Annotated in this window: 23 protein-coding genes; 10 read left to right on the top strand and 13 right to left on the bottom strand. The window is 74.4% G+C overall.

The features are described from left to right. The 4 genes from Q3W68_RS26730 to Q3W68_RS26715 all read right to left on the bottom strand — a co-directional run. Positions 1 to 1,708 (bottom strand): hypothetical protein (locus Q3W68_RS26730; protein ID WP_302908067.1); only part of this gene is annotated, 1,708 nt, incomplete at its 3' end. 124 nt (positions 1,709 to 1,832) lie between these two features. After that, positions 1,833 to 2,837, bottom strand: coding sequence for a glycine betaine ABC transporter substrate-binding protein (locus Q3W68_RS26725; protein WP_302908066.1), 1,005 nt, complete (start codon positions 2,835 to 2,837; stop codon positions 1,833 to 1,835). A 153-nt stretch (positions 2,838 to 2,990) separates the two neighbouring features. Then, complete coding sequence (locus tag Q3W68_RS26720) at positions 2,991 to 3,713, bottom strand: ABC transporter permease (RefSeq protein WP_302908065.1); 723 nt, start codon at positions 3,711 to 3,713, stop codon at positions 2,991 to 2,993. Continuing rightward, positions 3,710 to 4,399, bottom strand: a complete 690-nt coding sequence (locus Q3W68_RS26715; RefSeq protein ID WP_120572798.1) for an ABC transporter permease — start codon at positions 4,397 to 4,399, stop codon at positions 3,710 to 3,712. The genes Q3W68_RS26720 and Q3W68_RS26715 overlap by 4 nt, the downstream gene beginning before the upstream one ends. Before the next feature lie 2 nt (positions 4,400 to 4,401). Between Q3W68_RS26715 and Q3W68_RS26710 the strand changes: the two genes are divergently transcribed. After that, complete coding sequence (locus Q3W68_RS26710) at positions 4,402 to 5,394, top strand: ABC transporter ATP-binding protein (protein ID WP_302908064.1); 993 nt, start codon at positions 4,402 to 4,404, stop codon at positions 5,392 to 5,394. A gap of 2 nt (positions 5,395 to 5,396) precedes the next feature. On the opposite strand, the gene Q3W68_RS26705 is transcribed toward Q3W68_RS26710, so the two are convergent. The 7 genes from Q3W68_RS26705 to folP form a co-directional block, all read right to left on the bottom strand. Continuing rightward, a complete protein-coding gene (locus Q3W68_RS26705; protein WP_151501347.1) occupies positions 5,397 to 5,888 on the bottom strand; it encodes a hypothetical protein in 492 nt (163 codons plus the stop codon). A gap of 83 nt (positions 5,889 to 5,971) precedes the next feature. After that, positions 5,972 to 6,274 (bottom strand): hypothetical protein, encoded by a 303-nt coding sequence (locus tag Q3W68_RS26700; protein ID WP_091425717.1) that lies wholly within the window; start codon positions 6,272 to 6,274, stop codon positions 5,972 to 5,974. Between the two features lie 59 nt (positions 6,275 to 6,333). Beyond that, positions 6,334 to 7,557 carry an ABC transporter permease gene (locus Q3W68_RS26695; protein WP_302908063.1) on the bottom strand — a complete coding sequence of 408 codons (1,224 nt, stop codon included), beginning with the start codon at positions 7,555 to 7,557 and terminating at the stop codon, positions 6,334 to 6,336. Between the two features lie 114 nt (positions 7,558 to 7,671). Continuing rightward, a complete protein-coding gene (locus Q3W68_RS26690) occupies positions 7,672 to 8,160 on the bottom strand; it encodes a DUF3180 domain-containing protein (protein ID WP_302908075.1) in 489 nt (162 codons plus the stop codon). An 85-nt stretch (positions 8,161 to 8,245) separates the two neighbouring features. Continuing rightward, complete coding sequence (folK, locus tag Q3W68_RS26685) at positions 8,246 to 8,773, bottom strand: 2-amino-4-hydroxy-6-hydroxymethyldihydropteridine diphosphokinase (protein ID WP_302908062.1); 528 nt, start codon at positions 8,771 to 8,773, stop codon at positions 8,246 to 8,248. Next, positions 8,770 to 9,129, bottom strand: coding sequence for a dihydroneopterin aldolase (gene folB, locus Q3W68_RS26680; RefSeq protein ID WP_043327897.1), 360 nt, complete (start codon positions 9,127 to 9,129; stop codon positions 8,770 to 8,772). Before folB ends, folK begins: the two co-directional genes overlap by 4 nt. Further along, positions 9,126 to 10,094 (bottom strand): dihydropteroate synthase, encoded by a 969-nt coding sequence (gene folP, locus Q3W68_RS26675; RefSeq protein ID WP_302908061.1) that lies wholly within the window; start codon positions 10,092 to 10,094, stop codon positions 9,126 to 9,128. The genes folB and folP overlap by 4 nt, the downstream gene beginning before the upstream one ends. Positions 10,095 to 10,452: 358 nt before the next feature. On the opposite strand from folP, the gene Q3W68_RS26670 reads away from it, so the two are divergent. From Q3W68_RS26670 to Q3W68_RS26640, 7 genes are read left to right on the top strand one after another with little or no spacing between them, the layout of a single operon-like run. Continuing rightward, positions 10,453 to 10,767: a hypothetical protein gene (locus tag Q3W68_RS26670; protein ID WP_013288976.1), complete on the top strand. Its 315-nt coding sequence runs from the start codon at positions 10,453 to 10,455 to the stop codon at positions 10,765 to 10,767. Positions 10,768 to 10,781: 14 nt separating this feature from the next. Further along, positions 10,782 to 11,144, top strand: a complete 363-nt coding sequence (locus Q3W68_RS26665) for a hypothetical protein (RefSeq protein WP_013288977.1) — start codon at positions 10,782 to 10,784, stop codon at positions 11,142 to 11,144. Positions 11,145 to 11,193: 49 nt separating this feature from the next. Then, complete coding sequence (locus Q3W68_RS26660) at positions 11,194 to 14,571, top strand: ATP-binding protein (RefSeq protein WP_302908060.1); 3,378 nt, start codon at positions 11,194 to 11,196, stop codon at positions 14,569 to 14,571. 1 nt (position 14,572) lies between these two features. Next, complete coding sequence (locus Q3W68_RS26655) at positions 14,573 to 16,516, top strand: MFS transporter (protein WP_302908059.1); 1,944 nt, start codon at positions 14,573 to 14,575, stop codon at positions 16,514 to 16,516. Beyond that, entirely contained in the window at positions 16,513 to 17,073 is a 561-nt protein-coding gene (locus Q3W68_RS26650; protein WP_302908058.1) for a hypothetical protein, read from the top strand. Before Q3W68_RS26655 ends, Q3W68_RS26650 begins: the two co-directional genes overlap by 4 nt. Further along, on the top strand, positions 17,070 to 18,245 hold the full coding sequence (locus Q3W68_RS26645) for a M23 family metallopeptidase (protein WP_302908057.1): 1,176 nt from the start codon (positions 17,070 to 17,072) through the stop codon (positions 18,243 to 18,245). The genes Q3W68_RS26650 and Q3W68_RS26645 overlap by 4 nt, the downstream gene beginning before the upstream one ends. A gap of 10 nt (positions 18,246 to 18,255) precedes the next feature. After that, on the top strand, positions 18,256 to 18,855 hold the full coding sequence (locus Q3W68_RS26640) for a hypothetical protein (RefSeq protein ID WP_302908056.1): 600 nt from the start codon (positions 18,256 to 18,258) through the stop codon (positions 18,853 to 18,855). A 3-nt stretch (positions 18,856 to 18,858) separates the two neighbouring features. Here the strand turns inward: Q3W68_RS26640 and Q3W68_RS26635 are convergent, their stop codons facing one another. Beyond that, positions 18,859 to 19,422: a hypothetical protein gene (locus Q3W68_RS26635; RefSeq protein ID WP_302908074.1), complete on the bottom strand. Its 564-nt coding sequence runs from the start codon at positions 19,420 to 19,422 to the stop codon at positions 18,859 to 18,861. Between the two features lie 213 nt (positions 19,423 to 19,635). Here Q3W68_RS26635 and Q3W68_RS26630 point away from each other — a divergent pair, with 213 nt between their 5' ends. After that, complete coding sequence (locus Q3W68_RS26630) at positions 19,636 to 22,221, top strand: FtsK/SpoIIIE domain-containing protein (RefSeq protein ID WP_302908073.1); 2,586 nt, start codon at positions 19,636 to 19,638, stop codon at positions 22,219 to 22,221. After that, on the top strand, positions 22,214 to 22,915 hold the full coding sequence (locus Q3W68_RS26625; RefSeq protein WP_302908055.1) for a hypothetical protein: 702 nt from the start codon (positions 22,214 to 22,216) through the stop codon (positions 22,913 to 22,915). Before Q3W68_RS26630 ends, Q3W68_RS26625 begins: the two co-directional genes overlap by 8 nt. Positions 22,916 to 22,969: 54 nt before the next feature. Here Q3W68_RS26625 and folE read toward each other — a convergent pair whose 3' ends face one another. Continuing rightward, a complete protein-coding gene (folE, locus tag Q3W68_RS26620) occupies positions 22,970 to 23,587 on the bottom strand; it encodes a GTP cyclohydrolase I FolE (protein ID WP_013288986.1) in 618 nt (205 codons plus the stop codon). Between the last annotated feature and the right edge of the window lie 38 nt (positions 23,588 to 23,625).

The following is a 23,625-nucleotide window of genomic DNA, read 5'->3' as shown; positions in this document are numbered from 1 at the left end:
GCCACTCCGGGGGCGGCTGGCGCCATTCCGGCTGGCCGCTGCGCTGCGCCGGGGCCCGCCACTCGTCCGGCACCGGCACCCCACCGGCCGGCAGCGCCGGACTGCTCTCCCCGGACCAACGGGCGTCCGGTCCATCCGGCCCGCTCGCGTCCGTCCTGCCGCCGCGCACGGCCGCCCATCGGTCCTCGACCCGGTACTCCGTACCGCCGCCGTCGGCGTGCACAGCGGCCCGCCGTTCCCCGAGCCGGATCTCCCGCCCCGCGTCGTCGTCGCGGACCGCGGCCCACCGGTTGCCGGCACGCATCTCGGACCACTGGTCGCCATCGATGGCCGCCCGGCCGGCCGTCGTGTCCGGCCCGGCCGGTGCGCCTGTTGCGGCCGCCGGCCAGGCGGGGACGCCGGCCGCCGCCCGGCCGGCCCGGTCGTCGCCTCCGCGGGACCAGGGCCGCTGGTCCTCCGCGACCGCCGTCCGGTCCTGGTCGTGGCCGGTCGACCAACCGCCCCCGGAGGTACGCGCCGACCAGCCCTGTTCCCCGCCGGCGGCCCGGCCGACACCCGCCCACGGATGCTCGGCAGCCGGGCGCCCGGGGTCGGTCCACGAGTGTCCGCCGTCGCCGGACCCGGTTCCCCAGCCACCGTCGTCCGCGGCCCGACGGCCCGCCCGGTCGTCCCGGCCCGGGTCACGCTGTCCCGCGCGCCAGTGGTCGGCCGCGTCCGTGCCCCGGGACCGGTCCTCGTCCGGCCAGCCGCCGGGGAATCCGCCGTACCGGGTCCCGGTCGGCTCACCACCGCCGACGATCGTGTGCCGCGTGGTGACGTGCACCGTCTCGGTGTGGTGGACCACGCCGACCGGGCGGGTCTCCGGCCGGGCGACCGGCTCGGACACCGGCGCCGCGCCGTACACCCCGCTCGCCGGCCGGTCCTGACGCACCGAGGGCCGCGCCGGCTCGGCGTCGTGCCGACCGGCCCGTGCCGGGTCGGGGCCGTAGCGGCCTGCCCGGGGCGGGTCGGCGTCGTAGCGGCCTGCCCGGGACGGGTCGGCGTCGTAGCGGCCTGCCCGGGGCGGGTCGGCGTCGTAGCGGCCTGCCCGGGACGGGTCGGCGTCGTGGTGGCCCGCCCGGGGCGGCTCCGCGTCGTGGTCGGTTCCGTAGCGGCCGCCGGAGTACGCCGGCCGCGCCGGTTCGTCGTCGTCCCGGCCAACCGGGTGTGCGCGGCCCGCGTCGGGCGTGCCGGTGACCGGCACCCGTGCCGCACCGCTCGGGCGCTCCGACCCGGACGCGGGCACCGGAGCGGACGCGGGCACGGAGGCGGACGTCGGCGCGGAGGCCAGTCCGGCGGCGGCCGCGTCGAGCCGGTGCCGTACCGCGCCGGCCACCTCCTCGGCCCGTCGTGCCTGGTCAAGAGCCTGGTTGCCGCGCTGGGCGGCGGCCACGATCTCGGCCCGCAGCTCCCGCCGGAGCTGCGCCAACTCCTCGCGCATCTCCTCGGCGGCCGCGCCCCCGGAACCGCTCTCCGGCCGCAGCGCGATGGAAAGACCGATGAGCACGACGGCGAGGATCGCCAGGACGGCGCCGAACCGGAGCGAGCCGTTGCCGTCGGCGATCAGCAGGATGAGCGCGGCCAGGGGCGCCAGCCCCACACCGACCCAGAACAGGACGGTGAGCAGGGTGGGCGTGCTCCTGTCGGCGGGCGCGACCGAGGCGGGCATGGCTGAGCAGACTACCGAGAGTTCCACCGGAGGGGAACGGGTCGGCACCACTCGATGAGCGGCCCGTCGAACAGGGCAGCCGTGCCGCCGGCCGGCACGCGAGGCACTGGCCGGCGGTGGTGCGTCAGCTCGTGGCCAGCGCCGCGTCGGAGGAGAAGACCAGGCCGACGCTCGCCGAGCCGGTCTTCAGCGCGTTCTTGGTCTGCGGGCCGCCCGCGTCCAGCGAGCTGAACGAGCCGGCCTTGAAGTCGTAGACCTCGACCAGACCGGCCTGGCACTTGGGCCGCTGCGGGCACTCCGGCGGCCCGGCCAGCACGGTGGCCTGGCCGGAGCACTTGTCGGCCAGCTCGGAGAGCGTGGACACGCCGTACTTGTCGGCGAACGCCTTGGTGACCGCGAACGCGTTCTGGTCCTGCGCCTGGGACGGCTGGCCGAAGACCAGGCCGGCCTTGTCGCCCTCGGTCTTCAGCGCCGCGACCGTCTTGTCCAGCTCGGGCGAGGAGACAGGCTGGGCGTCCTTGCCGTTGGCCTTGGTGTTGAGGAACTCCGCCATGGTGGCGGCGTACTCCGGGACGACCTGGATCTGCCCCTTCTCCAGGGCCGGCTCGTAGAGCTCCCGGTTGCCGATGGTCTGCACCTTGACCTGGTAGCCGGCCGCGGTGAGCGCGATCTTGTAGAGCTCGGCGATGGTCTGGCTCTCGCTGAAGTTGCCGGAGCCGACCGTGACCTGGCCGCCCGGGCCCTTCTCGATCCCGTCGGTCACGCCGTTGGCGGAGGCGAACTCCTGCGCCGCGACCTGGGGCGTCTTGCGGTCGACGTCGACCGCCCGGTTGAGCTGGATCAGCTTCGGGGTGTCGAGCTTCGCGGAGACCTTGTCCAGCGCGGCGACGAGCTGCGGCGTGGCCGCCTTCGCGTTGATCGCGGGGATGACGTTGTCGGTGTTCTGGAGCTTCTTGTCGTCGGTCAGGACGACGAGCTGGTCGCCGGCCACCGGCGCGCAGCCCGCTCCCGAGGCGCCCTGCTCGGGCGCGTCGGTGCCGGACGAGCCGGCGTCACCGCAGCCGGTGAGGAGAACAGCCGCGGTGAGTGCGCCGAGCGCCCCCGCGGCCAGTGTCGTACGCGCGCGCATCAGTGCCCGCCTTCCGTGTCCCGGCGCGACCCTCCCGGGCCGGCCGCGTGTCCGACGGGCGATCCGGACGACCACCCGTGACTCCAGCCAATATCTTCCGGACCCGACCGACAAACTCGGAGCGGTTTTCGTCACCTGATCGTCACCGACGGCTCAGCCGCCGGTCGTGGCAGCAGTCGCGCGACGGCTCGCCCGCCTGCGTACGCGGCGCAGCGGGCGCGGCGTGACCACCCGCTCCACCAGCGCGAGCACCCCCTCGACGAGCAGCGCCAGCCCGGCCACCAGCACCCCGCCGGCGATGATCTGGCCCCCGCCGGCGGCGATGTCGAGCCCGAACCCGGCCCGGATGATCTGGCCCAGCCCACCCCCGTTGACGAAGGAGGCGAGCGCGGCGGTGGCCACCACCTGCACCGCCGCGGTACGGAAGCCGGCCGCCAGGTAGGGCACGGCGAGCGGCAGCTCCACCCGACGCAGCACCTGCCCGCCGGACAGGCCCATCCCCCGGGCCGCGTCCCGGGCCTCCGGGTCGGCCTGCCGCACCCCGGTGTACGCGTTCGCCAGCAGCGGCGGCACCGCGAAGACCGCGAGCGCCACCACCACGGCCGGCCGGCCGAAACCGAGGAACGTCAGCGGCAGGATGGTCAGCAGCGCCAGCGTCGGGATCGCCAGCGTGACGTTGGAGACCAGCAGGACCAGCCCGCCGCCCCGGCCGCTGTGCCCGAGCCAGAGCCCGATCGGCCAGGCCACCAGGCAACCCAGCAGCACCGCCAGCGCGGACATGCTCAGGTGTTCGCCGAGGCGGTCCAGCACGCCGCCGGGGTTGGTCCAGTTCAACGGGTCGTTCAGCCAGACCACTGCCTGCTCGACGGGGTTCACCGGGCGGACCTCCCGCGCAGCCAGGGCGTGAGCAGGCGTCCCACGCCCGCGAGCACCAGGTCGAGCACCAGCGCCAGCAGCACGCACAGCACCGTGCCGGTCATGATCTGCGCCTTGTAGAAGTTGTTCTGGAAGCCCGCGAAGATGAGCTGGCCGAGCCCGCCCCGGCCGACCACCACCCCGACGGTGACGAGCGCGACAGTGGACACGGTCGCCAGCCGTACGCCGGTGAGGATGCCGGGCAGCGCCAGCGGCAGCTCGATCCGGAACAGCCGGCCCCACCTGCCGTACCCCATGCCCTCGGCGGCCTCACGCACCTCCGGCGGCACCTGGGTCAGCCCGGCCAGCGCGTTGCGCACGATGACCAGCAACGCGTACAGCGCCACCACGGTGAGCACGGTGATCGCGCCGATGCCCAGGTAGGGCGCCAGGAACGCGAACAACGCCAGCGACGGGACGGTGTAGAGCACCCCGGTCACCGCCAGGATGGGGGCCGACAGCGACCGGAACCAGTACGCGAGCACCGCGAGCGGCAGCGCCACCAGCGCGGCGATCACCACGGCCCGGGCGGTCAGCGAGGTGTGCTCCCGCAACGCGGCCAGGATCGTGTCAGAGTTGTCCCGCACGTACTGCCAGGAGAACCACGGATTACCCGGGTCGGCCCGGTAGCTCAGGTGGAGGGACACACGTGGACGGTACCCCGGGAGGCACCGCCGGAGGCGGCGCGGCGTCGATCACGCTGGAGCGCATCCGCAAGCGCTACCCGGACGGCACCGAGGCGGTACGCGAGCTGAGCCTGGAGGTCGCGGCCGGCGAACTTGTGGTGCTGATCGGCCCGTCCGGCTGCGGCAAGTCGACGGTGCTGCGGATGATCAACCGGCTGATCGAGCCGACCGACGGGCGGATCCTGCTCGGCGACGACGACGTCACACGGGTCGATCCGGTGGCGTTGCGCCGCCGCATCGGCTACGTCATCCAGAACGTCGGCCTGTTCCCGCACCAGACCGTCGCCGCGAACGTGGCGACCGTGCCGGGGCTGCTGGGCTGGCCGAAGCAGCGAACCCGGGACCGGGTCGGCGAGCTGCTGGAACTCGTCGGTCTCGACCCGGCGCAGTTCGGCCGGCGGTACCCGCACGAACTGTCCGGCGGGCAGCGGCAGCGGGTCGGGGTGGCCCGCGCGCTCGCCGCCGATCCCGTGGTGCTGCTGATGGACGAGCCGTTCTCGGCAGTGGACCCGATCGTCCGGACCCGCCTCCAGGAGGAGTTCCTGCGCCTGCAGGCCGAGGTACGCAAGACGATCGTGCTGGTCACCCACGACCTCGACGAGGCGGTCCGGCTGGGCGACCGGATCGCTGTGCTGTCCGAGGGCGGCCGGCTGGAGCAGTACGACACGCCCGCCGCTCTGCTCGGCTCGCCCGCCTCGGACTTCGTCCGCGAGTTCGTCGGCGCCGACCGGGGCATCCGGCGTCTCGCGGTGACCCCGGTGACCCGCGCGGTGCTCGACCCGCTCCCGGCCGACGGCGGCACCGGCCTGCCCACTGTGGCGCTCGGCGACTCGGCGTACGACGCGCTCGGCGCGCTGCTCACCGCCGGCGCCGAGCACGCGGTCGTCACCGAGGAGGGGCGGGCGGTGGGGCTGCTCGCCCGGACCCGGCTGCTGACGCCGGGCGCCGTGGACTGAGGTCAGGCCCGGCCGCCGAGGCTGGCCAGTCCGACGATCCAGCCGGCGAAGAAGCCGTACGTGACGCCGGTGCTGGCCGCCTGGAACGCGGCGAACAGCGAGCCGTGCGGGCCGAGGAGCGTGGCGAGCAGGGCACTGAGCCCGCCCGCGAGCGCGTACGCGCCCCAGCCGGAGAGGAACTGGCTGCCCGAGGACGTCACGCGGTCGGCCTGCGGGCCGGGCAGCAGGTACAGCAGCGCCGCGGCCAGCACGATCAGCAGGATCGCCCGCAGGTTGGTGGCGAACACACCCTCGTCGGCGTGCCACCGCCAGGACGGCCAGGCGAGCAGCCGCAGGAACCAGCCACCGGCTCCGGTCGGGTCGGTGCCGCGCTGCGCCCAGTCCACGTACATCGGACTGCCCCCGACGGCGACGAGCAGGAACGCGGCAAGCGTGCCGGTGCCGGCGGCCGAGCCGTACCGGGAGACGGTGCGGGGGCGGTTGCTCAGAGCCATGCGGCGGTCAGTTCCCGGCCGGTCCCGCCGGGCAAACCTGCGTAACCGGTCGGCCGTCGTCGGCCGGCGGTCCGTCATCGACCTCAGTGCTTCATCAGGTAGTCGATGAAGGCGGCGCGCAGCAGCGGCGCGGACTCCTCGTAGCCGTGCCCGGTCAGCTCACGCCAGAGCGCGTTCGCCTCGTCGATGGTCGGGCCGACCGAGTTCGGCGCGCCGTCCAGGGCGGCCGCCTCGTCCGCGTTCGGCAGGTGCCGCAGGACCGACCAGAAGAAGCCCACGTCGCGGCGCTCGCGCGCCAGGTGGAACGCCTGCTCGCGCAGCTCCTCGGTGGAGAGCTTGTCGAGCTCGTCGAAGGTGCGGCCGCCGGGGGCGGGAGTATCGGTCATGCCGCCGAGCCTAACCGGAGAGATCAGTCCGGGCGCGCCGGACGCACGGCGGCCGCCGGTCAGCGGTCGGCGTCCCAGCGCCGGGGCTCGTTGTCCCAGCGCGGCGCCTCCCATGCCTCCACCGGGGTGTCGTGCTGGCGTACCGGCAGCACCGACGGCCAGGTGTCGGCCGGCTCGGGTGCCGGGGTCATCGTCCAGCCGCCGCTCAACCCGCCGTCCCGGGCCGGACGGACCGGGCCGGTCCCGGCGGTCGCCGCCGGGCGGGGGCGGCCGAACGTCTCGACCAGCCGGGTGACGAGCAGGCCCACGCCGAGCACGGCGGCACCCAGCGCCCACCGGCTGACCGTCCAGCCGTACGGGACGGTCCAGGCGAGGAACACCACCACCAGGCAGACCGCGAACAGGGTGCCGAAGATGCCGCCGCGGCGCCCGTACGCGCTGGTGCCGGCGAGCATCACCGTGCCGACCGCCAGCACGGTCCAGTCCAGTCCGGTGCCGGGCGCGACCTCACCGTCCCCGTTCGCCGCGATCAGCACGCCGCCGAGCATCGCCAGCACCGTGGACCCGACGAGCGCCAGCGCCGTCACGGTGGCGGCCACCGCGCCGCGCCGCCGGGCCGGGTCGGCGACCGGGCGGAACCGGCCGATCAGCCGGCGTACGGGTTTCATCGCGGCGAACAGGCCACCGAGGACGGCGACCGCGGCGAAGCCGACGAAGAAGTAGAGCGCGCTGGGACGGGGGTCGTAGTCACCCTGCACCGTCACCGGGCCGGCCCGCCGTTCCAGGTAGACGATCACGCCGGCCGCCCCGGCCAGGCTCGCCGCCCATCCGGGCACGTGCAGCACCACCACGGCCAGGGCGAGCGCCAGCCCGGCCGCCGCCGCCACCGCCAGCGCCGGCAGCAGCGCCTCCCGCAAGCCCCGGTCGCTCTGCTCGGCGAAGTGCAGCGCAGCGGCCAGTGCGACCGGGCCGATCGCCAGGTTCACCGCGCCCGCGCGCAGGCTCAGGCCGGCGGCGAGCGTGAGCAGCCCGAGCGCCGCGACGTCGACGAGCAGCGTCTTCAGCGCGCCGCCGCGCAGCGCGTCCGCGTCCTCCCGCCACAGCAGCCAGGCCATCGCGACCAGCCCGGCGAGCAGCACGAACTCCCAGAGCACGTGCACCGCGATGCGGTCCCGGCCGGGTTCGCCGTGCGCCGGGTCGTCGAAGACGTTCTCCAGTACGGCAGCGGGCACACCGGACGACGTCTCCGGCGGCGCTGTCCGGCCCGCATCGTCGTACGCCATTGGCTCGCGCCTCCCCCAGGTGGCCGCGTCCGGCCCACGGGCGGGGCGGACCGTGGCGGCCGTCGCTCTCCGGTCGCCAGGGACGGTACCGCCGGGCCGGGGTGGGGGGAACCCTCAGAGACGCCCGCGGGGCGTCTCCCGGTCGCCCGGCTCGCGGTCCTCGTCGTCCTCCTGCTCCGGGACGCGGCAGGAGCGTTCCAGCCAGAGCGCGGCCGCGACCAGCGCCAGCGCGGCGATGAGGCCGCCGAGCGCGGCGGGGCGATCGCCCACCGCCGCGTTCGTGCGTTCCACGAAGAGCCAGCCGGTCAGGCCGGCGTAGAAGCCGGCGAAGATGGCCCCGGCCAGCGCGGACGCCTTGGCCAGCACCACGAACCGGGCGACCAGCAGCGGGTTCACCGGTTCCCGGCCGGGCCGCCGCTCGATCCGGCCCCGGGTGTTCACCGCCGCGTAGCCCTCCAGCACGGCCAGCCCGGCCAGCGTGATCACCGGCAGCCAGGGCAGGTCGGGCGCGAAGTCGTAGTAGAAGCCGCTGATCAGCAGCCAGGCCACCGCGGCGGCGGCCAGACCGGCCATCACGAGCGTGGAGGCCCGGGTCGGGCCCATCCGGAAGCGGTCGGGTCCCTGCGGGGAGCGGTCGGTGCTCACCGCACCTCCTCAGCTCGCCACTGCCGGGCCACGATCCACCGGGTCATGCGTCCGACTCTAGCGTCAGATCGGGGCGAGGGCTCAGTTCCAGGGCGTCCCCGGCCAGCGGCTCGGCGTTGAGCAGGTCGGTCAGCCAGCCGTGCCCGGGCAGCCGGCCGTGCGGCTCGATGTCGATCCACGGGCGCAGCACGAAGGCGCGCAGGTGGGCCCGGGGGTGCGGCAGGGTCAGCTCGGGATCGTCGCGGAGCACCGGCTCACCGGCTTCGTCCCAGACCGCGATCACATCCACGTCCAGCGTGCGCGGCCCGTACCGTCGCTCCGGGTCGCGGGCGCGCCCGGCCGCCGCCTCCGCGGCCCGGGCGCGGGCCAGCCAGTCCTCCGGCGCCGCCGCCGGGTCCGCGACCATCACCGCCGCGTTCAGGTACGCGGGCTGGTCGGCGTCCCCCCACGGTGGAGTCTCGTAGACACCGGAGACCACCAGCACCCGGTCGCCGAACGCGGCCACCGCGCCGCGCAGGTGGCCGAGGCGGTCGCCCAGGTTGCTGCCGATCGACAGCACGGCCCGGGTCATCGGGTACGCCGCATCGTGACGGCCACGTCCCGGAAGGCGTGCGGGATCGGGGCCTCCGGCTTGTGCACGGTCACCGTCGCGGCCGCCACCAGCGGCTCGGCCAGGCAGACCGCGAGCAGCCGGTCGGCGAGCGTCTCGATCAGGTTCACCGGCTCGCCGGTGATCACCGCGACCAGGCGTTCGGCCAGCTCGCCGTAGTGCACGGTGTCGGTCACCTCGTCCGAACGCGCGGCCGGGCCCAGGTCCAGTTCCAGCACCGCGTCGACCACGAACTCCTGCCCCTGTGCGCGCTCGAAGTCGTAGACGCCGTGGCGGCCGTGCGCGCGCAGGCCGGTCAGCTCGATCCGGTCGGTCATCGGTCGCCTCCGCTCGTGCCGGTGGCCGCTTCCGCCGGCCGGGTGCCGCCGGTGGCCGCCTCCGCCTGTCGCCTGCCGGTGGCCGCTTCCGCCGGCGGCGTGCTCGCCCACCGCGCGCCGGTCGCGACGGCGAGCCGGGGGCTGCCGGTGGCGCGCCAGACGGCGAGCGCGTCGGCGGTGCCGCGGACGTCGTGCACGCGTACCCCCCAGGCGCCGGCCGCGACGGCGAGCACGCTCGTCGCGACGGTGGCGGCCTCCCGGCCGGCGGTGGGCCGGGGTTCGCCGGCCGGATCGGCGAGCAGCCGGCCGAGGTAGGACTTGCGGCTGGCCCCGAACAGCACCGGGAAACCCAGGTCGACCAGCTCGGGCAGGCGGGCGCTCAGCGCCCAGTTGTGCGCGGCGGTCTTCGCGAAGCCCAGGCCCGGGTCGACGACGATCCGGTCGGCGGCCACCCCGGCGGCGAGCGCGGCGTCGACGCGCCGGCTCAGCTCGTCCCGGACCTCGGCCACCACGTCGGTGTACGCGGCCAGCTCCCGCATCCCCCGGGAGTGCCCCCGCCAGTGCATGAGCACCCAGGGGCAGCCGGCGTCGCGGACCACCCGGGCCATGTCCGGGTCGGCGAGGCCGCCGGAGACGTCGTTGACCAGGTACGCGCCGGCGGTGAGGACCGCCTCGGCGACCCGGGCGCGGCTGGTGTCGATGCTGACCCGGATGCCGGCGGCGCTCAGCTCGCGGACCACCGGCAGCACGCGGGCGGTCTCCGTCTCCGCGTCGACCCGGTCGGCGCCCGGCCGGGTGGACTCGCCGCCCACGTCGACCAGGTCGGCGCCGTCGGAGCGCAGTCGCACCCCGTGTGCGACGGCCGCGTCCAGATCGGCGTATCTGCCGCCGTCGGAGAAGGAGTCGGGCGTGACGTTGAGGACGCCCATCACCACCGGGGGCTCCGCCCGTACCAGATCGGTCACGGACCCGACAGTACCGTTCGCCGGCAGGGCTTCCGGCCACCGGGCGAGCGCCCGACGCGGCACCCCTGACGTGCGCATTGGAACAGGTGTACGATCGGTCATCGAGGCACTCGGGGGTCGACTCTTCACGGCTTGTCGCAAAGGTGGCCGGGCCGTACGCTTTGGAATTGCCCAGCATCGAGATGGCGAAGCCTGGAGGGAGGGCCGAAGCGGGAAGAATCCCCCCAAAACTCACCACTCTGCGTGGTGGGTGACGGACTCAGCGTTGACGGCGCTGTCTCTGCCGAGCACCATCCCGCCAGGCTTGCCTAACTGCACCAACGCGGCGCCGCCGGCCGCGACCTTGGGGAGGTTTCCAGTGATCGCCATCGAGCTCATGGCAACGGCTTCCAGTGCCGTGGACCACGCGCTCCACACCCTGGCGTCGACTCCACTCGCCGAGCCGGCCCCGAAGGGCATCGACACCGACAACGTCGTCACCTTCTTCGCCAGCAAGATCGCGCCGATCCTGCTCGCGGTCCTCGGGGTGATCTTCATCGGCCGGGCCAGCCGGGGTGAGATCTCGAAGGTGCTGACCAGCTCCGCCATCGCCATCATCGGCCTGGCCTTCATCGCCGGAGCGGCCACACTCTTCTTCGTCGGCGACTACCTGATCAACCTGATCTTCGAGTAGGGCGCTGGGCGACGATGCGGCTGCGCACCGACGACGACATCTACCGGGCACGCCTCGTCTACCTGGGGCCGCCCGGGTACACCCTTCCCGTCCACCTGCCGTACGCCCAGTACGGCCTGTTCATGCTGCTCGTACCCCTCTACATGTTCATCCACTGGTTGTTCACGCTCCAGGTCGAGCTGTTCCCCGCCTGGGAGATCTCGCTGGCGATCGTGACGACCTCGTTCATCTTCCGGTACGTCGACCCGGACCGGCCCGCGCGCATGGTCATCCGGACCGCGCTGACCGACTGGCGACGCACCCGGGAACCGGCCACCGAGCAGCGGGACCCGCGGCTCGTCGCGAGCCGGATCAGGATCCGGGAGGAACTGGCATGACCGGGCGTACGACAACCGTGCAGACGAACGACGCGGGTGAGGCGGTCGCATGAGTCGCTCTTCCACGCCGGGTTCCCCGGCCGGGCGCCCGGCTGGGCCCAACGGTAACCGTGCGCGATCGTTCGACTACCCGCCGGACGAGGATCTGGACGAGGTCGTCCTCGACAGCGCGCTCGTCACCAGCCCCGCGCACAGCCGCGTCGGCGTCTTCCAGCCGCCGCGCCCGCTCACCCCGCGTGAGCCGGCACGCCCCGACGGCGACATCGACTCCCCCTTCCTCGACCTGTTCGGCGGCGCGCAGCCCCGGCGGCGGCCCGTCCCGTCCACGCCGCCCGCACCGGTCGAGCCGGTGGTGGCGCCGCCCCGCCGCGGCGTCGGCCGCGAGCCCCTGCCGATCCCGCACCAGCCCGCCGTGCCGATAGAGCCGGCACCCCGGGCCGAACCGGAGCCACCGGTCCGCGAGCAGACCCCTGGGGTACGCGCGGTCGGGCGCCCCCGGCCAGAGCCCGCACACGCCGCACCGCTGCCGGTCGAGCCCTCCCTGCCCGACCCGCCGGCCGCGCTCGCGCCGCCGCCCCCGTCGCGCAGCCGGGTTCCGCAGCAGGCCGGTGACCGGCTGCCCGCGCTCCGGCCCCCGGCCGAGCCCGAGCCGGCGCTCCCGCCGCCCCCGCCGATTCCCGTGCCCGCGCCTGCTCCCGCCGACCACCGGGAACCGGATCTCGCTCCGGCCGACCCGCTCGCGGCCGGCGCGGCACCGTCGCGGGAGGTCGGCCGTTCCATAGGACGCGAGGTGGCGCCGCCCCGGCAGCGCACGCCGGAACGCCGCAACCGGCCGACGAAGCCGGTCCGGGTCCGCGCCCCGAAGATCAAGTTCGGTGACCGGGACCCGTCGGTCGAGCTGGCCATCACCGAGATCGCCGGCCACCTCACCTTCACCCCGAACACCGTGACCGCCTGGTACTGGCTGCCCGAGGTGCGGTGGGCGTTCCGGCCGGACGCCGAACGGGAGGCCCTGCTCTCGGCGATCTCCGAGCAGTACGCCGGACTCGCCGGGTTCCGGCTGCACCTGCGCCGCACCACCCGGCCCTTCCCGGCCGACGAGTGGGCCCGCACCATCGACGCGCACACCGCCGCCCCGCTGCCCGACGTACCGGGCACCACCGGCTGGGCCGACCACCTGGTCGCCGCCCAGCGGCACCTGATGGCGGTCAACCACGCCGAGGGCCAGACCTACCTCGGTGTCACGTTCGCCCGCCGGTCACTCGGCGACTCGCTCACCGAACGCCTGCTGCGCACGTTCGGCCGGGGCACCGCCGACGGCGAGCGGCGCCGGCTGAGCCGTACCGTCGAGCAGTTCGACGAAGTCCTCGGCGCGTTCGGCATGCGCGGGCGCCGGGTCACCGCGCCGGAACTGGAATGGCTGCTCTACCGGTCGGTGGCGCTGTGCATGGCGCCGCCCGGCGTCCTGTCCCCGATCACGAACGGCCGGTGGGAACGCGGCGACCTGCTGGCCCTCACCGAACAGGTCGAGCGCTACCGCACCCCGTACGGCTCGACGGTGAAGCTGGTCAACCGGATGACCGGCGAGGAACGCCACGTCGCGGTGCTCGCCGTCGGCCGGATGGAGCCGCTGGAGATCCCCGAGCGGCACGAGCCCTGGCTGCACTTCCACGAGCGGCTGCCCTGGCCCATGGAGCTGTCCACCCGGGTCGACATCCTCGGCCCCAACGACTCCTTCCGGAACCTCGAACACCGGCTCCGGATGATCCGCTCCCAGCAGCTCGACTACGCCGAGCACGGCATCGACGCGCCACCGGAGCTGGAACGCCTGGCCAAGCGCGCGCTGGTGATCGGCGACGAGATGACCACCGGCCTGCCCGTCGACTCGGCCCGGGCGCACGGCTGGCACCGGATCGCGGTCGGCGGGCGTACCCGGGAGGAGTGCCTGGAACGGGCCCGGCGGCTCATCCAGCTCTACTCCCGGGAGCTGCGCATCTCGCTCCAGCACCCGAAGAACCAGGACTGGCTGGCCCGCGAGTTCATCCCCGGCGAGCCGATCGCCAACACCGGCTACGTCCGGCGGATGCCGGTCAACCTGCTCGCCGCCGCGCTGCCGCAGGCCGCGTCCACAGTCGGCGACCGGCGCGGCGACCTGATCGGGCGGACCGCCGGCACCTGCCGCCGGCCGGTCTTCCTCGACCTGCACTTCCCGATGGAGGTACGCGAACGCTCCGGCCTCGCCGTCTTCGTCGCCGAGCCGGGCGGTGGCAAGTCGACACTGCTCGGCGCGCTCGGCTACCTGGCCGCCCGCCGCGGCGTGCAGGTGACGCTGCTCGACCCGTCCGGCCCGCTGGCCCGGCTCTGCGCGATGCCCGAACTGGCCCCGTACTCCCGGGTGCTCAACCTGACCGGTTCGGAGCAGGGCACGCTGGCGCCGTACGCGCTGATCCCGACGCCGCTGCGCAGCGAGTTCGGCGCCGGGGCGGCGGGCGACCGCGAGTTCGAGATCGCCGTGTCGAACGCCCGCGCCGAGCGCCGGATGCTGGTGCAGGACATCTGCATGATGCTGGTGCCGCCGCAGGTGGCCCGGGAGGCGTCCACCGCCACGCTGTTCCGGCACGCCGTACGCCAGGTGCCCGCCGAGGAGACCTCCACGCTCGACGACGTGGTCACCTGCCTCCAAGGGCTCGACGACGACGCCGGCCGCGAACTGGCGCACCTGCTGCTCGACACCGCCGAGATGCCGCTGGCCATGCTCTTCTTCGGCCGGCCGCCGGAAGGGCTGCTCGGCGCCGACGCCGCACTCACCGTCATCACCATGGCCGGCCTGCGGCTCCCCGACCTCAAGATCGAGCGGGAGTACTGGTCGGCCGAGGAGGCGCTCGCGCTGCCGATGCTGCACACCGCGCACCGGCTCGCCGTACGCCGCTGCTACGGCGGTTCGATGTCCTCCCGGAAGCTCGTCGGCCTCGACGAGGCGCACTTCATGGAGGGCTGGCGGTCCGGGCGGTCGTTCCTGGTCCGGCTCGCCCGCGACTCCCGCAAGTGGAACCTCGCCGCGCTCGTCGCGTCGCAGAACCCGAAGGACATCCTCGGCCTCGACGTGCAGAACCTCGTCTCCACCGTCTTCGTCGGCCGGATCGCCGAGGACAGCGAGATCGCCTCCGAGGCGCTGCGCCTGCTGCGGGTGCCTGTCGACGACGGGTACGAGGCGACACTCGCCTCGCTCTCCCAGGCGGACAGCGGATCGGCCAACCGGCTCGGCTTCCGCGAGTTCGTGATGCGCGACGTCGACGGGCGCGTGCAGAAGGTCCGGGTCGACGTGTCGTACGTCGACGGGCTGCTGGAGCACCTGGACACCACCCCCGCCGCGGTCGCCCAGGCCGCCGGGATACTGCCGACCGTCCTGGCTGACCTGGAGGCGTGACATGGCGAGGGCCCGGGCACGGATCGCGGCGCTCCTCCTCGCGCTCGGCGTACTCGCCGGGGCCACGATCTCCTGGCCGGTGATCGGGGCGGCCACACCCGCGTACGCGGCCGCGCCGGTCACCCAGGCGCGCGCCGAGCTGTGCAGCACCAAGGAGTGGCAGGCCGACTTCCGGTCCTGCGTCGGCAAGCTCAAGGCCGTCAGCGAGGACCAGGTCGAGTGCCGCAACGCCCCGGTACCCGCCGCACCGGACTCGGGCCTGGCCGGCTGGTTCGCGTCCCGGCCCGACTCGGCGAAGGAGCCCGGCCCGAAGGGCCTCTACAGCGACTACGGGTACGCCGGATACAGCTACAACACGTACGACATCGACGGCGGCTGCGCCTCCTCGGTCCTGCATCCGGACTACCGCTTCACCACGATGGTCGCCAACGGTGAGTTCATGTTCGCAAACGCGGTGATCGGTGCCTCGAACGCGCTGCGTGAGCGCGCCTGGGATCCGCGGACGATGTGGGCCTGGGCCGACCCGCTGGTCGAGCAGGCCACGAAGGCCGTCTACCAGAAGGTGTTCAGCGTCTTCGGCATCATCACCGTCTGCGTGGTCGGTCTCTACCTGCTCTGGCGGTCCCGCCAGTCGGACATGAGCAACGCCATGACCACAGCGGGCTGGGCGCTGCTGGTGATGGTGGCGGTGACCGCGCTGGCCGCCTGGCCGGTCAAGTCCGCGAACATCGCCGACAACACGCTGATCACCACGCTGGGCGTGGTACACGACGCCGTTGGCCCATCCACGAAGGACACGCCGCCGGGCCAATGTGATGACCCGAATCCGCAGGCGTGCAAGGATCACCGTCCCCCCGCCGTGCGGGCAAGCGACACAGCCGCCGAGACGATGCTCTACCGGAACTGGCTGCGTGGTGTGCTCGGCTCGGCGGACAGCGAGACCGCGAAGAAGTACGGCCAAGCGCTCTACGACGCCAAGTCGCTGACCTGGGACGAGGCGGAGTCGATCCGGTCCAACCCGGCCACCCGCGACGTCGTGATCAAGGCCAAGCAGCAGCAGTGGGCCAAGGTCGCCGAGCAGATCAAGACCGAGGACCCGGAGGCGTACGAGTATCTCCAGGGCACCCGGGACATGGACCGGATCGGTGCCGGGTTCATCGCGGTGCTGGCCTCGGTGCTGTTCGCCATGTTCGACCTCACGGCGTCGCTGCTGGTGCTGCTCGGCTTCCTGATCTTCAGGTGGGCGGTGATCGCCGCCCCGATCCTCGGCACTGTCGGCCTGATGCGCCCGGCCAGTGCCGGCCTCCGGCGGCTGGCGAACGCTGTGGTCGCCGCGGTCTTCAACATCGCCATCTTCGGCACCGGAGCGGCCATCTACCTCTTCGCCGTCGACCTGATCATGAACACCGCCACGCTGCCCGGCTGGCTCCAGGTGGTCCTGGTCTGGCTCTGCGGGGTGGTCGGCTGGTTGCTGCTGCGGCCGTACCGCCGGATCACCCAGCTCGGCGGCAAGGACAGCAGCGAGGCGGTCAGCTCGGCCGGCTCCTGGCACCGGCGCTTCTTCCGGGACATGCGGATCGCCGCCCGGCTGGACGTGACGGAGCCCGGCGGCACCAACGAGCCGGCGATCGGCAAGCGGCGCACCGTCACGGCCGACCAGCGCAGCCTCCGGCCGGAGGCCCGGCACGAGGACCCGGCGCACAGCGCCACACCTGTCCAACGGGAGCGGCCGGACGGGCGGGATCGGCCGGAGGAGGCGCCCGCGCCCGGACGTCCGGGCGGGAGTCCCGCCGCCACGCCCCGGCCCCGGCGTGCGCCGTCGACGTGGACCGAGCCGGACGTGCCGGAGGAGTCCCCCTCCTACGCCGTCTACCGGCCGGACTCGGCGGGTCGCGACACCGCCCCGGCCCGGCCGGCGCCGCGCATCCGCTCCGAGGCCCGGTGAGTCCGGTGCGGCGGGCGCTGGAATTCCTCTTCACCCGGGTCCTCCGGTCCCGGATCGGCGTCGCTCTGATGATCGCCGTGCTGGTCTTCGGGGTGATCGGCGCGGCCCGCCTGGTCGCCGGCCCCGGTGACCCCGGTCTCGGCCTGACCAGCCGCCCCACCCAGCCGATCAGCACCGCGGACCCGGAGGCCGGTGACGACGGCGTGCTGGCCAGCCCGCCGACTGCTGTGGCCCCGAAGACGCGGCCGGGCGAGGCCACCCCGGAGCAGATCGCCGGGCGGTTCACCACCGCGTGGCTGAGCGGCCCGGGCAGCAGCGGCGACGCCTGGCAGGCCCGCCTGCGGCCGCTCTCCACCCCGGCGCTGGCCGAGAAGATGACGGGCGCCGACCCGGAGACCGTGCCCGCACGGAGGACGGCGGGCGCTCCGACGCTCCGGCCCCGCACCGAGTCCTTCGTGGAGGCGCTGGTCCCGCTGGACAACGGCACACTCCGGCTCGAACTCGTCGCAGCGGACGGGCCCTGGCTGGTGGACGCGATCGACTGGGAGCGGTCGTGACCGCCGGCGCGTCCGTCCCCCGGCAGGTCCGCCGGAAGCTGCGCCTGGGCGTGGTCGCCACGGCCGTCACGAGCGTGCTCGCCCTGCTCTGCTGCGTCGGCGGCGCCGGCGCCTTCTTCCTCACCGAGCTGGGCGGCGACGAGGACGACCCGAAACTCGCGGCCCTGAACTGCGACCCCACCTACCAGGTGAACCTGACCGGTGACATGCCGCGCTTCGCCGAGTACGGCGAGCGCCAGCTGCGCAACGCCGCCGTCATCATCAAGGTCGGTCAGGACATGAAGCTCCCCGCTCGCGGATGGGTGATCGCGCTGGCCACGGCGATGCAGGAATCAGCGCTGCGCAACCTCGCCAACAGCACAGTCCCGGCGTCGCTCGCGCTCCCCCACGAGGGAGTGGGCGCCGACCACGACTCGCTGGGCCTGTTCCAGCAGCGGCCGGGGTGGGGCAGCGTCGAGCAGCGGATGACGCCCTCGTACGCGGCCCGCAAGTTCTACCAGAAGATGGAGAAGGTGCCGAACTGGCAGCAGCGCCCGCTCACGGTGGTCGCCCAGAAGGTCCAGGTCAGCGCCTACCCCGACGCCTACGCCAAGCACGAGGAGCTGGCCGGACGCATCGTCGACGCGCTCGCCGGCGGCGCCGCCCGGACCGTGGAGATCGCCGGCAAGGCGGTGTGCGACGCCGCCGCCGGAGACCGCATTGCCGCCTCCGGCTGGACCGCGCCGCTGCCCGGCGGCGTGGTCTCCGGCTTCCGCACCACGGCCCGTCCCAGCCACCACGGGGTGGACCTGGCCGCCGACAAGGGCACCCCGATCCACGCCGCCTCGGCGGGCCGGGTGCTGGTGGCCCGCTGCGACCCCGACCGCTCCGGGCGGCGCGACTGCGACCGGGACGGCTGGCCGGACAAGGGGGGCTGCGGATGGTTCGTGGACATCCTGCACGCCGGCGGGTTCATCACCCGCTACTGCCACATGGTCGAGCGACCCCGCGTGGTGCCGGGTCAGGCGGTCGAGGCGGGCGAGGTCATCGGGCTCTCCGGCAGCAGCGGCAACTCGTCCGGCCCGCACCTGCACTTCGAGGTGCACAAGAACGGCGACCGCTCCAGCAACGGGGCGGACAACCCGGTGCCCTTCATGCGCAAGCGGGGCGCGCCTCTCGGTGAGACCGGGTGAGGCCGGGCGGATGAGCAATCCCCTGCCCGATCCCTTCGCGGACCGGCCGGACTGGGCGCCGCTGCCGCCCCGGCCGGTGGAGACCGTGCCCGCCACCGGCGGTACCGAGCTGCGCGGCCGCCGCGTGCTCGTCGGTCTGCCCGGTCTCGGCTGGCGCGGCGACCTGCGGGCCGACGAGCGGGTCGTGCAGGGCAGCCGCACCTACGTGCCGGTGATCCCGGAACACGAGTGGTACCGGGCCGAGGCCGAGCAGGTCGAGGTGTTCGCCCCGCTGGTGCCTGTGGAACGGGTCTGGGTGGAGACCATCGGCGAACGACGTCCGGCGACCGGGGCGACCGCCCCGGGGCTCCGGCTGGTCTCGCTGGACGTGCCCGAACGCCGGCCGCCGACGCCGGTGTTCGAAGCCGACGCGGTGACCGGGCGGCGCGTGGTGCACGTGGACCACGGCGTGGAACGGCGCGACCTGCGTGCCGTCACCGAGACCTATTCCGGCGCGGACGGCGACATCTGCGTGCGGGTGGCCCCGGAGCTGGAGTGGTACCGGTGGGCCTGGCGCGGGCAGGCGCCGACCACGCTGGAGGTGCCGGTGCACCTGCTCTGGCTCGAGTAGGCCTCAGCCGACCTTACTTGCCCCGCAGACGCGCCATCCGTCCTTGTTGTTCGCCAGGTCGAACCGCCAAGTCTCTCGACGGCTGCTTACAGATTGGCCGTCCCTTGAGCTGGAGATGGCGAGCGTCGTGGTAACCGATTCGCCTGACCCATTTTCGGCCTGGAGTAATGGTCCCCAGCTCACCTTGATCGACACACCGAAGGTGGCTTCGCGCTGCTCCAGCTCGGTCCTGAGATCCCGCATGCCACCGAGCCCTTGGCTGTCCTTACAGGTAAACTCCTGGGCCTTCGTGTCGTTTCGATCGATCAGGTAAGCCCGAATGTAGTTGGCAACGACGACGTCGGGGGCGCTTCGATCCGGGGCGGTCGCGCGGTCGTACAGCACGAACCCGACCACCCCGCCGACAGTGCACAGCACCGCCAGCACCCCCGCTACGACAGCCAGCACCGTGCGCACCGGGCGCTTGGGGCGTACCGGTGCGGGAGCGGGCACGGGGGGCGCCAACTGCTCCGGCGGGGTCCGCTGCGCCGGTACTCGGGACACCTGGGAACCGGCGGAGGGCTGCACTGATTCCACCTCCTGAGGCTATCGGCTGCGCCTCGCGTACCCAATGCCTGGAACCGGCGGATCGTGGCGAACCGCCGGGCGGACCCTGCCCGGCGGCGGGGTGAGGCTGCTCACCGCCGACCAGCTCACCGCGCCGACCGACATCCCTGTGGACGGCCGCCGCCTGGGTTACCGTCACACCTCGGGGAGGACATGTCGGCCTCGGAAAGAGAGGTGGACGCGGTGGCGACTCCGAAGGCGCGCGCCGGCCGGGCCGCCGCGCTGCACCGCCGGGCCGAGGCCGCCGCGACGGCGGCGGCGGGCATCCTCGACGAGATCCGGCCCGCGCCGGCCGACCACCACCGGCAGTACGAGCTGGCCGAGCGCCTGCGGGCGGCAGCGGATCTGGCGGCGCCCGGCTGGGCCGGCGGGCCGCTGGAATCGCTGAGCGCGACGACGCCGCCCGGTGACGGCCTGCCGCCGCTGGTCCGGGTCGGCACCGCGGCGCCGCTGGACGACGCCCGTTTTCCCGCGCTGGTGCCGTTGCTCGGCAGCGGCCACCTGAGCCTCGACGCCGATGCCACCGACGCCCGGGTGGCCGGGCTGCTCCGCGCGCTGCTGCTGCGCGTCTTCGCCGCCACGCCGGCGGGCGCGCTGCTGGCGCGTGCGGTCGACGGCGGTTCCGGTGCGACCTTCGCGGGGTACGCGCCGCTCGCCGACGCGGGCCTGCTGCCCCCGCCCGCCACCGATCTCGCCGGGATGCGCGCGATGCTGGCCGAGGCGGAGCAGTGGGTGGCGGCCGGGACGGCGCGGCAGCGCGGGCACGACCGGACGCTGCTGCTCGTGGTCGCGGCGCTGCCCGACGGTACGACCACCGCCGACCTGGACCGGCTCGCCGGGCTGGCCGAGGGCGGGCCGCGCGCCGGGCTGCACCTGGTGCTCGCCGGTTGGCCGGACGGCAGCCCGCTGCCCCGCGCCACAGCGGTCACGGTCCGCACCGCGTACGCGCTGGTCGGTGACCCGCCCGGCGCCGGCTTCAGCAGTCCCGGCGCGGAGCAGCCGGGCGGGTTGAACTCGCCGGTGTTCCTCGACGACGATCCGCCCGCCGACCTGGTCGCGCAGGTGTGCGCCCGGCTGGCCCGGCAGATCGAGGACGGCTCCCGCCTCTCCCTGCGTGACCTGCTGCCGGCGGACGGTTTCTGGACGGCCGGCTCGGCCGACGGCCTGAGCACCACAGTCGGTGACGCGGCCGGGCGCCCGGTCAGCCTCGGCTTCACCGAGCTGACCCCGCACTGGCTGGTCAGCGGCCGAGGTCAGGCGGGCCGGTCGGCGTTCCTGACCGACGCGTTGTTCGGCCTCGCCGCCCGGTACGGCCCGGACGAGCTGGCGCTCTACCTGGCCGACCTGGCCGACGGCGAGTCCTTCGTGGAGTTCCTCCAGACCGAGCGGGACCGCTCCTGGGTGCCGCAGGTGCGTGCCGCCGGGATGGCCGCCGACCGGGAGTACGTGGCCGACCTGTTCGGCGAGCTGGAGGCGGAGCTGCGCCGCCGCGAGGAGGCGTCCCGGAGGGCCGGCGGGCAGCGCTACACCGAGCTGCGGGAGCACCAGCCGCTGCCCCGGATCGTCTGCGTGGTCGACAACTTCCCGCTGGCGCTGCGGGAGCGGGACCGGCTCGCCGCCGACCTGCTGGCCCGGCTGGACGCGCTCGCCCGCGCCGGCCGGTCGTACGGGATCCACCTGGTGCTGGCCGGCGAGGGCGACCTGGGCATCGGCGGCCCGCGTGACCCGCTGCTCGGCCAGTTCCCGGTGCGGGTGGCACTGCCCGGCGGCTCGGCGGTGCTGGAGCCGGCGAACGACTCGGCTGCGGGGTTGCCGGTGGGCAGCGCTGTGGTGAACACGGCCGGCGGTCTGGGCGGTCCGCGCGGCGCGACCCGGGGGCACGAGCGGATGATCCGCTTCCCTGATCCGTACGAGGATCCCGAGGTCCTGACCGCCCTGCGGCGACGGCTCTGGGAGGCTCGGGGCGAGTCGTCGACTCCGCCGGTGGTCTTCGCCGGGTACGCGCGCCCGCTGCTCGCCAACGACCCGCGGCACCGGGCCGCGCTCGCCGGCCGGGCCCACGCGCCCGCCGCGTTGCTCGGCCGGGCGGTCGACGTGCGGCGGTCCACGGTGACGGTGCCGCTGGGGCCGGGCGCGGGACGGAACCTGGCCGTCCTGGGGCGGGACGAGGAGGCCGAGCGCCTGCTGGTCACGGCGGTACGCAGCGCCGCGGCGGCGCATCCGGGTGCGGCCCGGTTCGTGCTGGCGCCGCTGGCGAACGGGTCCGCCGAGCCGGCCGGCGTGCTCGCCGCCGAACTGGCCGGACGCCACCGGGTCGAGACCGTCGACGCGGCCGGGCTGCGGACCGCCATGGAGTCGGACGAGCCGGGTTACCTGGTGGTGTTCGGGCTGGACGTGCCGGACGCCACCGAGCTGCCGCCCGACCTGCTGCGGACTCTGCTGCTGGAGGGGCCGCCGGCCGGCCGGCACCTGCTCGGCTGGTGGCGGACACCGGCTCCGCTGGCCGGGCTGCTCGGCCCCGAGGGCGAGGTGGACAAGCTCACCGCCGTGGCGGTCACCGACGTGCCGGGCGGCCGGCTGGAGCAACTCTTCGACCGCCCGGTGTGGTGGCGGCCCCGGCCGGGTCGCGCGGTGCTCTGGGACGGCCCGGACGAGCAGGGCACCGTCTTCGTGCCGTTCGGCACGGCCGAGGTGGCGACAGCGCGGGTCGAGCCGGGCCCGCAGGTGACGGACGCGCCGGGGAGGGGGCGGCATGAGTGAGACCGGCACGGCCGTACCGGGGCCCCGCGCGGGTGGGCCGACCACTGTGGCGGACCCCGCCGAGTCGGCCTGGGCGGAGTACGTCGCGGCCGCGCGGGCGCTCGACGGCGTACGCCGGGCGGCGGCCACAGCGGCCGGCGAGCAGGCACGGTCGGTGGCAGCGGCCCGCGAGGAGCTGACAGCGGTACGCGAACGGCTGGCGCCGCAGCAGTCCCGGCTGCGTGATCTGGGCGTACCGGCGATGTCGCTGGTCCCGACGCCGCCGGAGGTGACCGAGGCGGCCCGGTCGATGGCGGGCGGGCCGTCGGCGGTGCTGGCGGCGCTGCGCGCGGCCGGGGACTGGGCGGACGCCGCGGACGACACGTTGAGCGCGCGTGGCCTGCCGCGGCTGGCCCGGTGGCCGTCCCGGCCTCGCAACCTGCTGGTGTACGGGCCGCTGGCGCTCGTGGTGCCGCTGTTCCAACTGCTGCTGTACGCGGTGGCCGGCCCGGGACCGGTGACGGTGCTGGCGCTGCTGGTGGGGCTGCCGCTGCCGGCTGTCGCGTTCATGCTGGGCTGGCTCGCCGTGGGGCGTGTCTTCCGCCCGCGGCCCACCGACCGGGTGGACCGGACGCCCCGCTTCGGCGCCCTGGTCTGTCTGGTCCCGGCGGTGCTCACCGCCGGCGGCCTGCTGCTCGCCATGCTGCCCGACTGACGACGGCTGCGCCCTCCCGGGCGGGAGTACGCGGCCGTCGGTGGCGGTCGAGGGTCAGCGGGCCATGATCAGTGCCATTGCCTCGGCCCGCGACTTCGCGTCGTTCTGGAGGCCGCCGCGCACGGCCGACGTGATGGTCTTCGCGCCCGACTTCTGGATGCCGCGCATCGCCATGCACATGTGCTCGCACTCCAGCACCACGATCACGCCGCGCGGGGCGAGGCTCGACATCAGCAGGTCGGCGATCTGCGAGGTGAGCCGCTCCTGCACCTGCGGCCGTCGGGCGAACACCTCGACCAGCCGGGCCAGCTTCGACAGGCCGGTGATCCGGCCGTCCGGGCCGGGGATGTAGCCGATGTGCGCGCTGCCCCGGAACGGCAGCAGGTGGTGCTCGCAGAGGCTCATCACGTCGATGTCCCGGACGAGCACCAGTTCCTCGTGGTTGGCCTCGAACGTGGTGCGGAGCACCTGGGCCGGGTCGACACGCAGGCCGGCGAAGAGTTCGGCGTACGCGCGGGCGACCCGGGCCGGCGTCTGCTGGAGGCCGTCGCGGTCCGGGTCCTCGCCGACCGCGATGAGGATCTCGCGGACCGCCTTCTCGATCCGGGCGAGGTCGACGCTGTCCTCCACCGGGCCGCCTGTCAGTTTGCCGCTGATCAGGCGCGCGGCCACGTAGTCGAGCGCGTCGTCGCCGTCGGGCTCGGTCGCGG

The sequence above is a fragment of the Micromonospora sp. C28ISP2-4 genome (assembly GCF_030519385.1).
Taxonomy (GTDB): domain Bacteria; phylum Actinomycetota; class Actinomycetes; order Mycobacteriales; family Micromonosporaceae; genus Micromonospora; species Micromonospora tulbaghiae.
The sequence above is the reverse complement of the archived record's forward strand: the minus strand, read 5'-3'. Positions and strand labels throughout refer to the sequence as shown.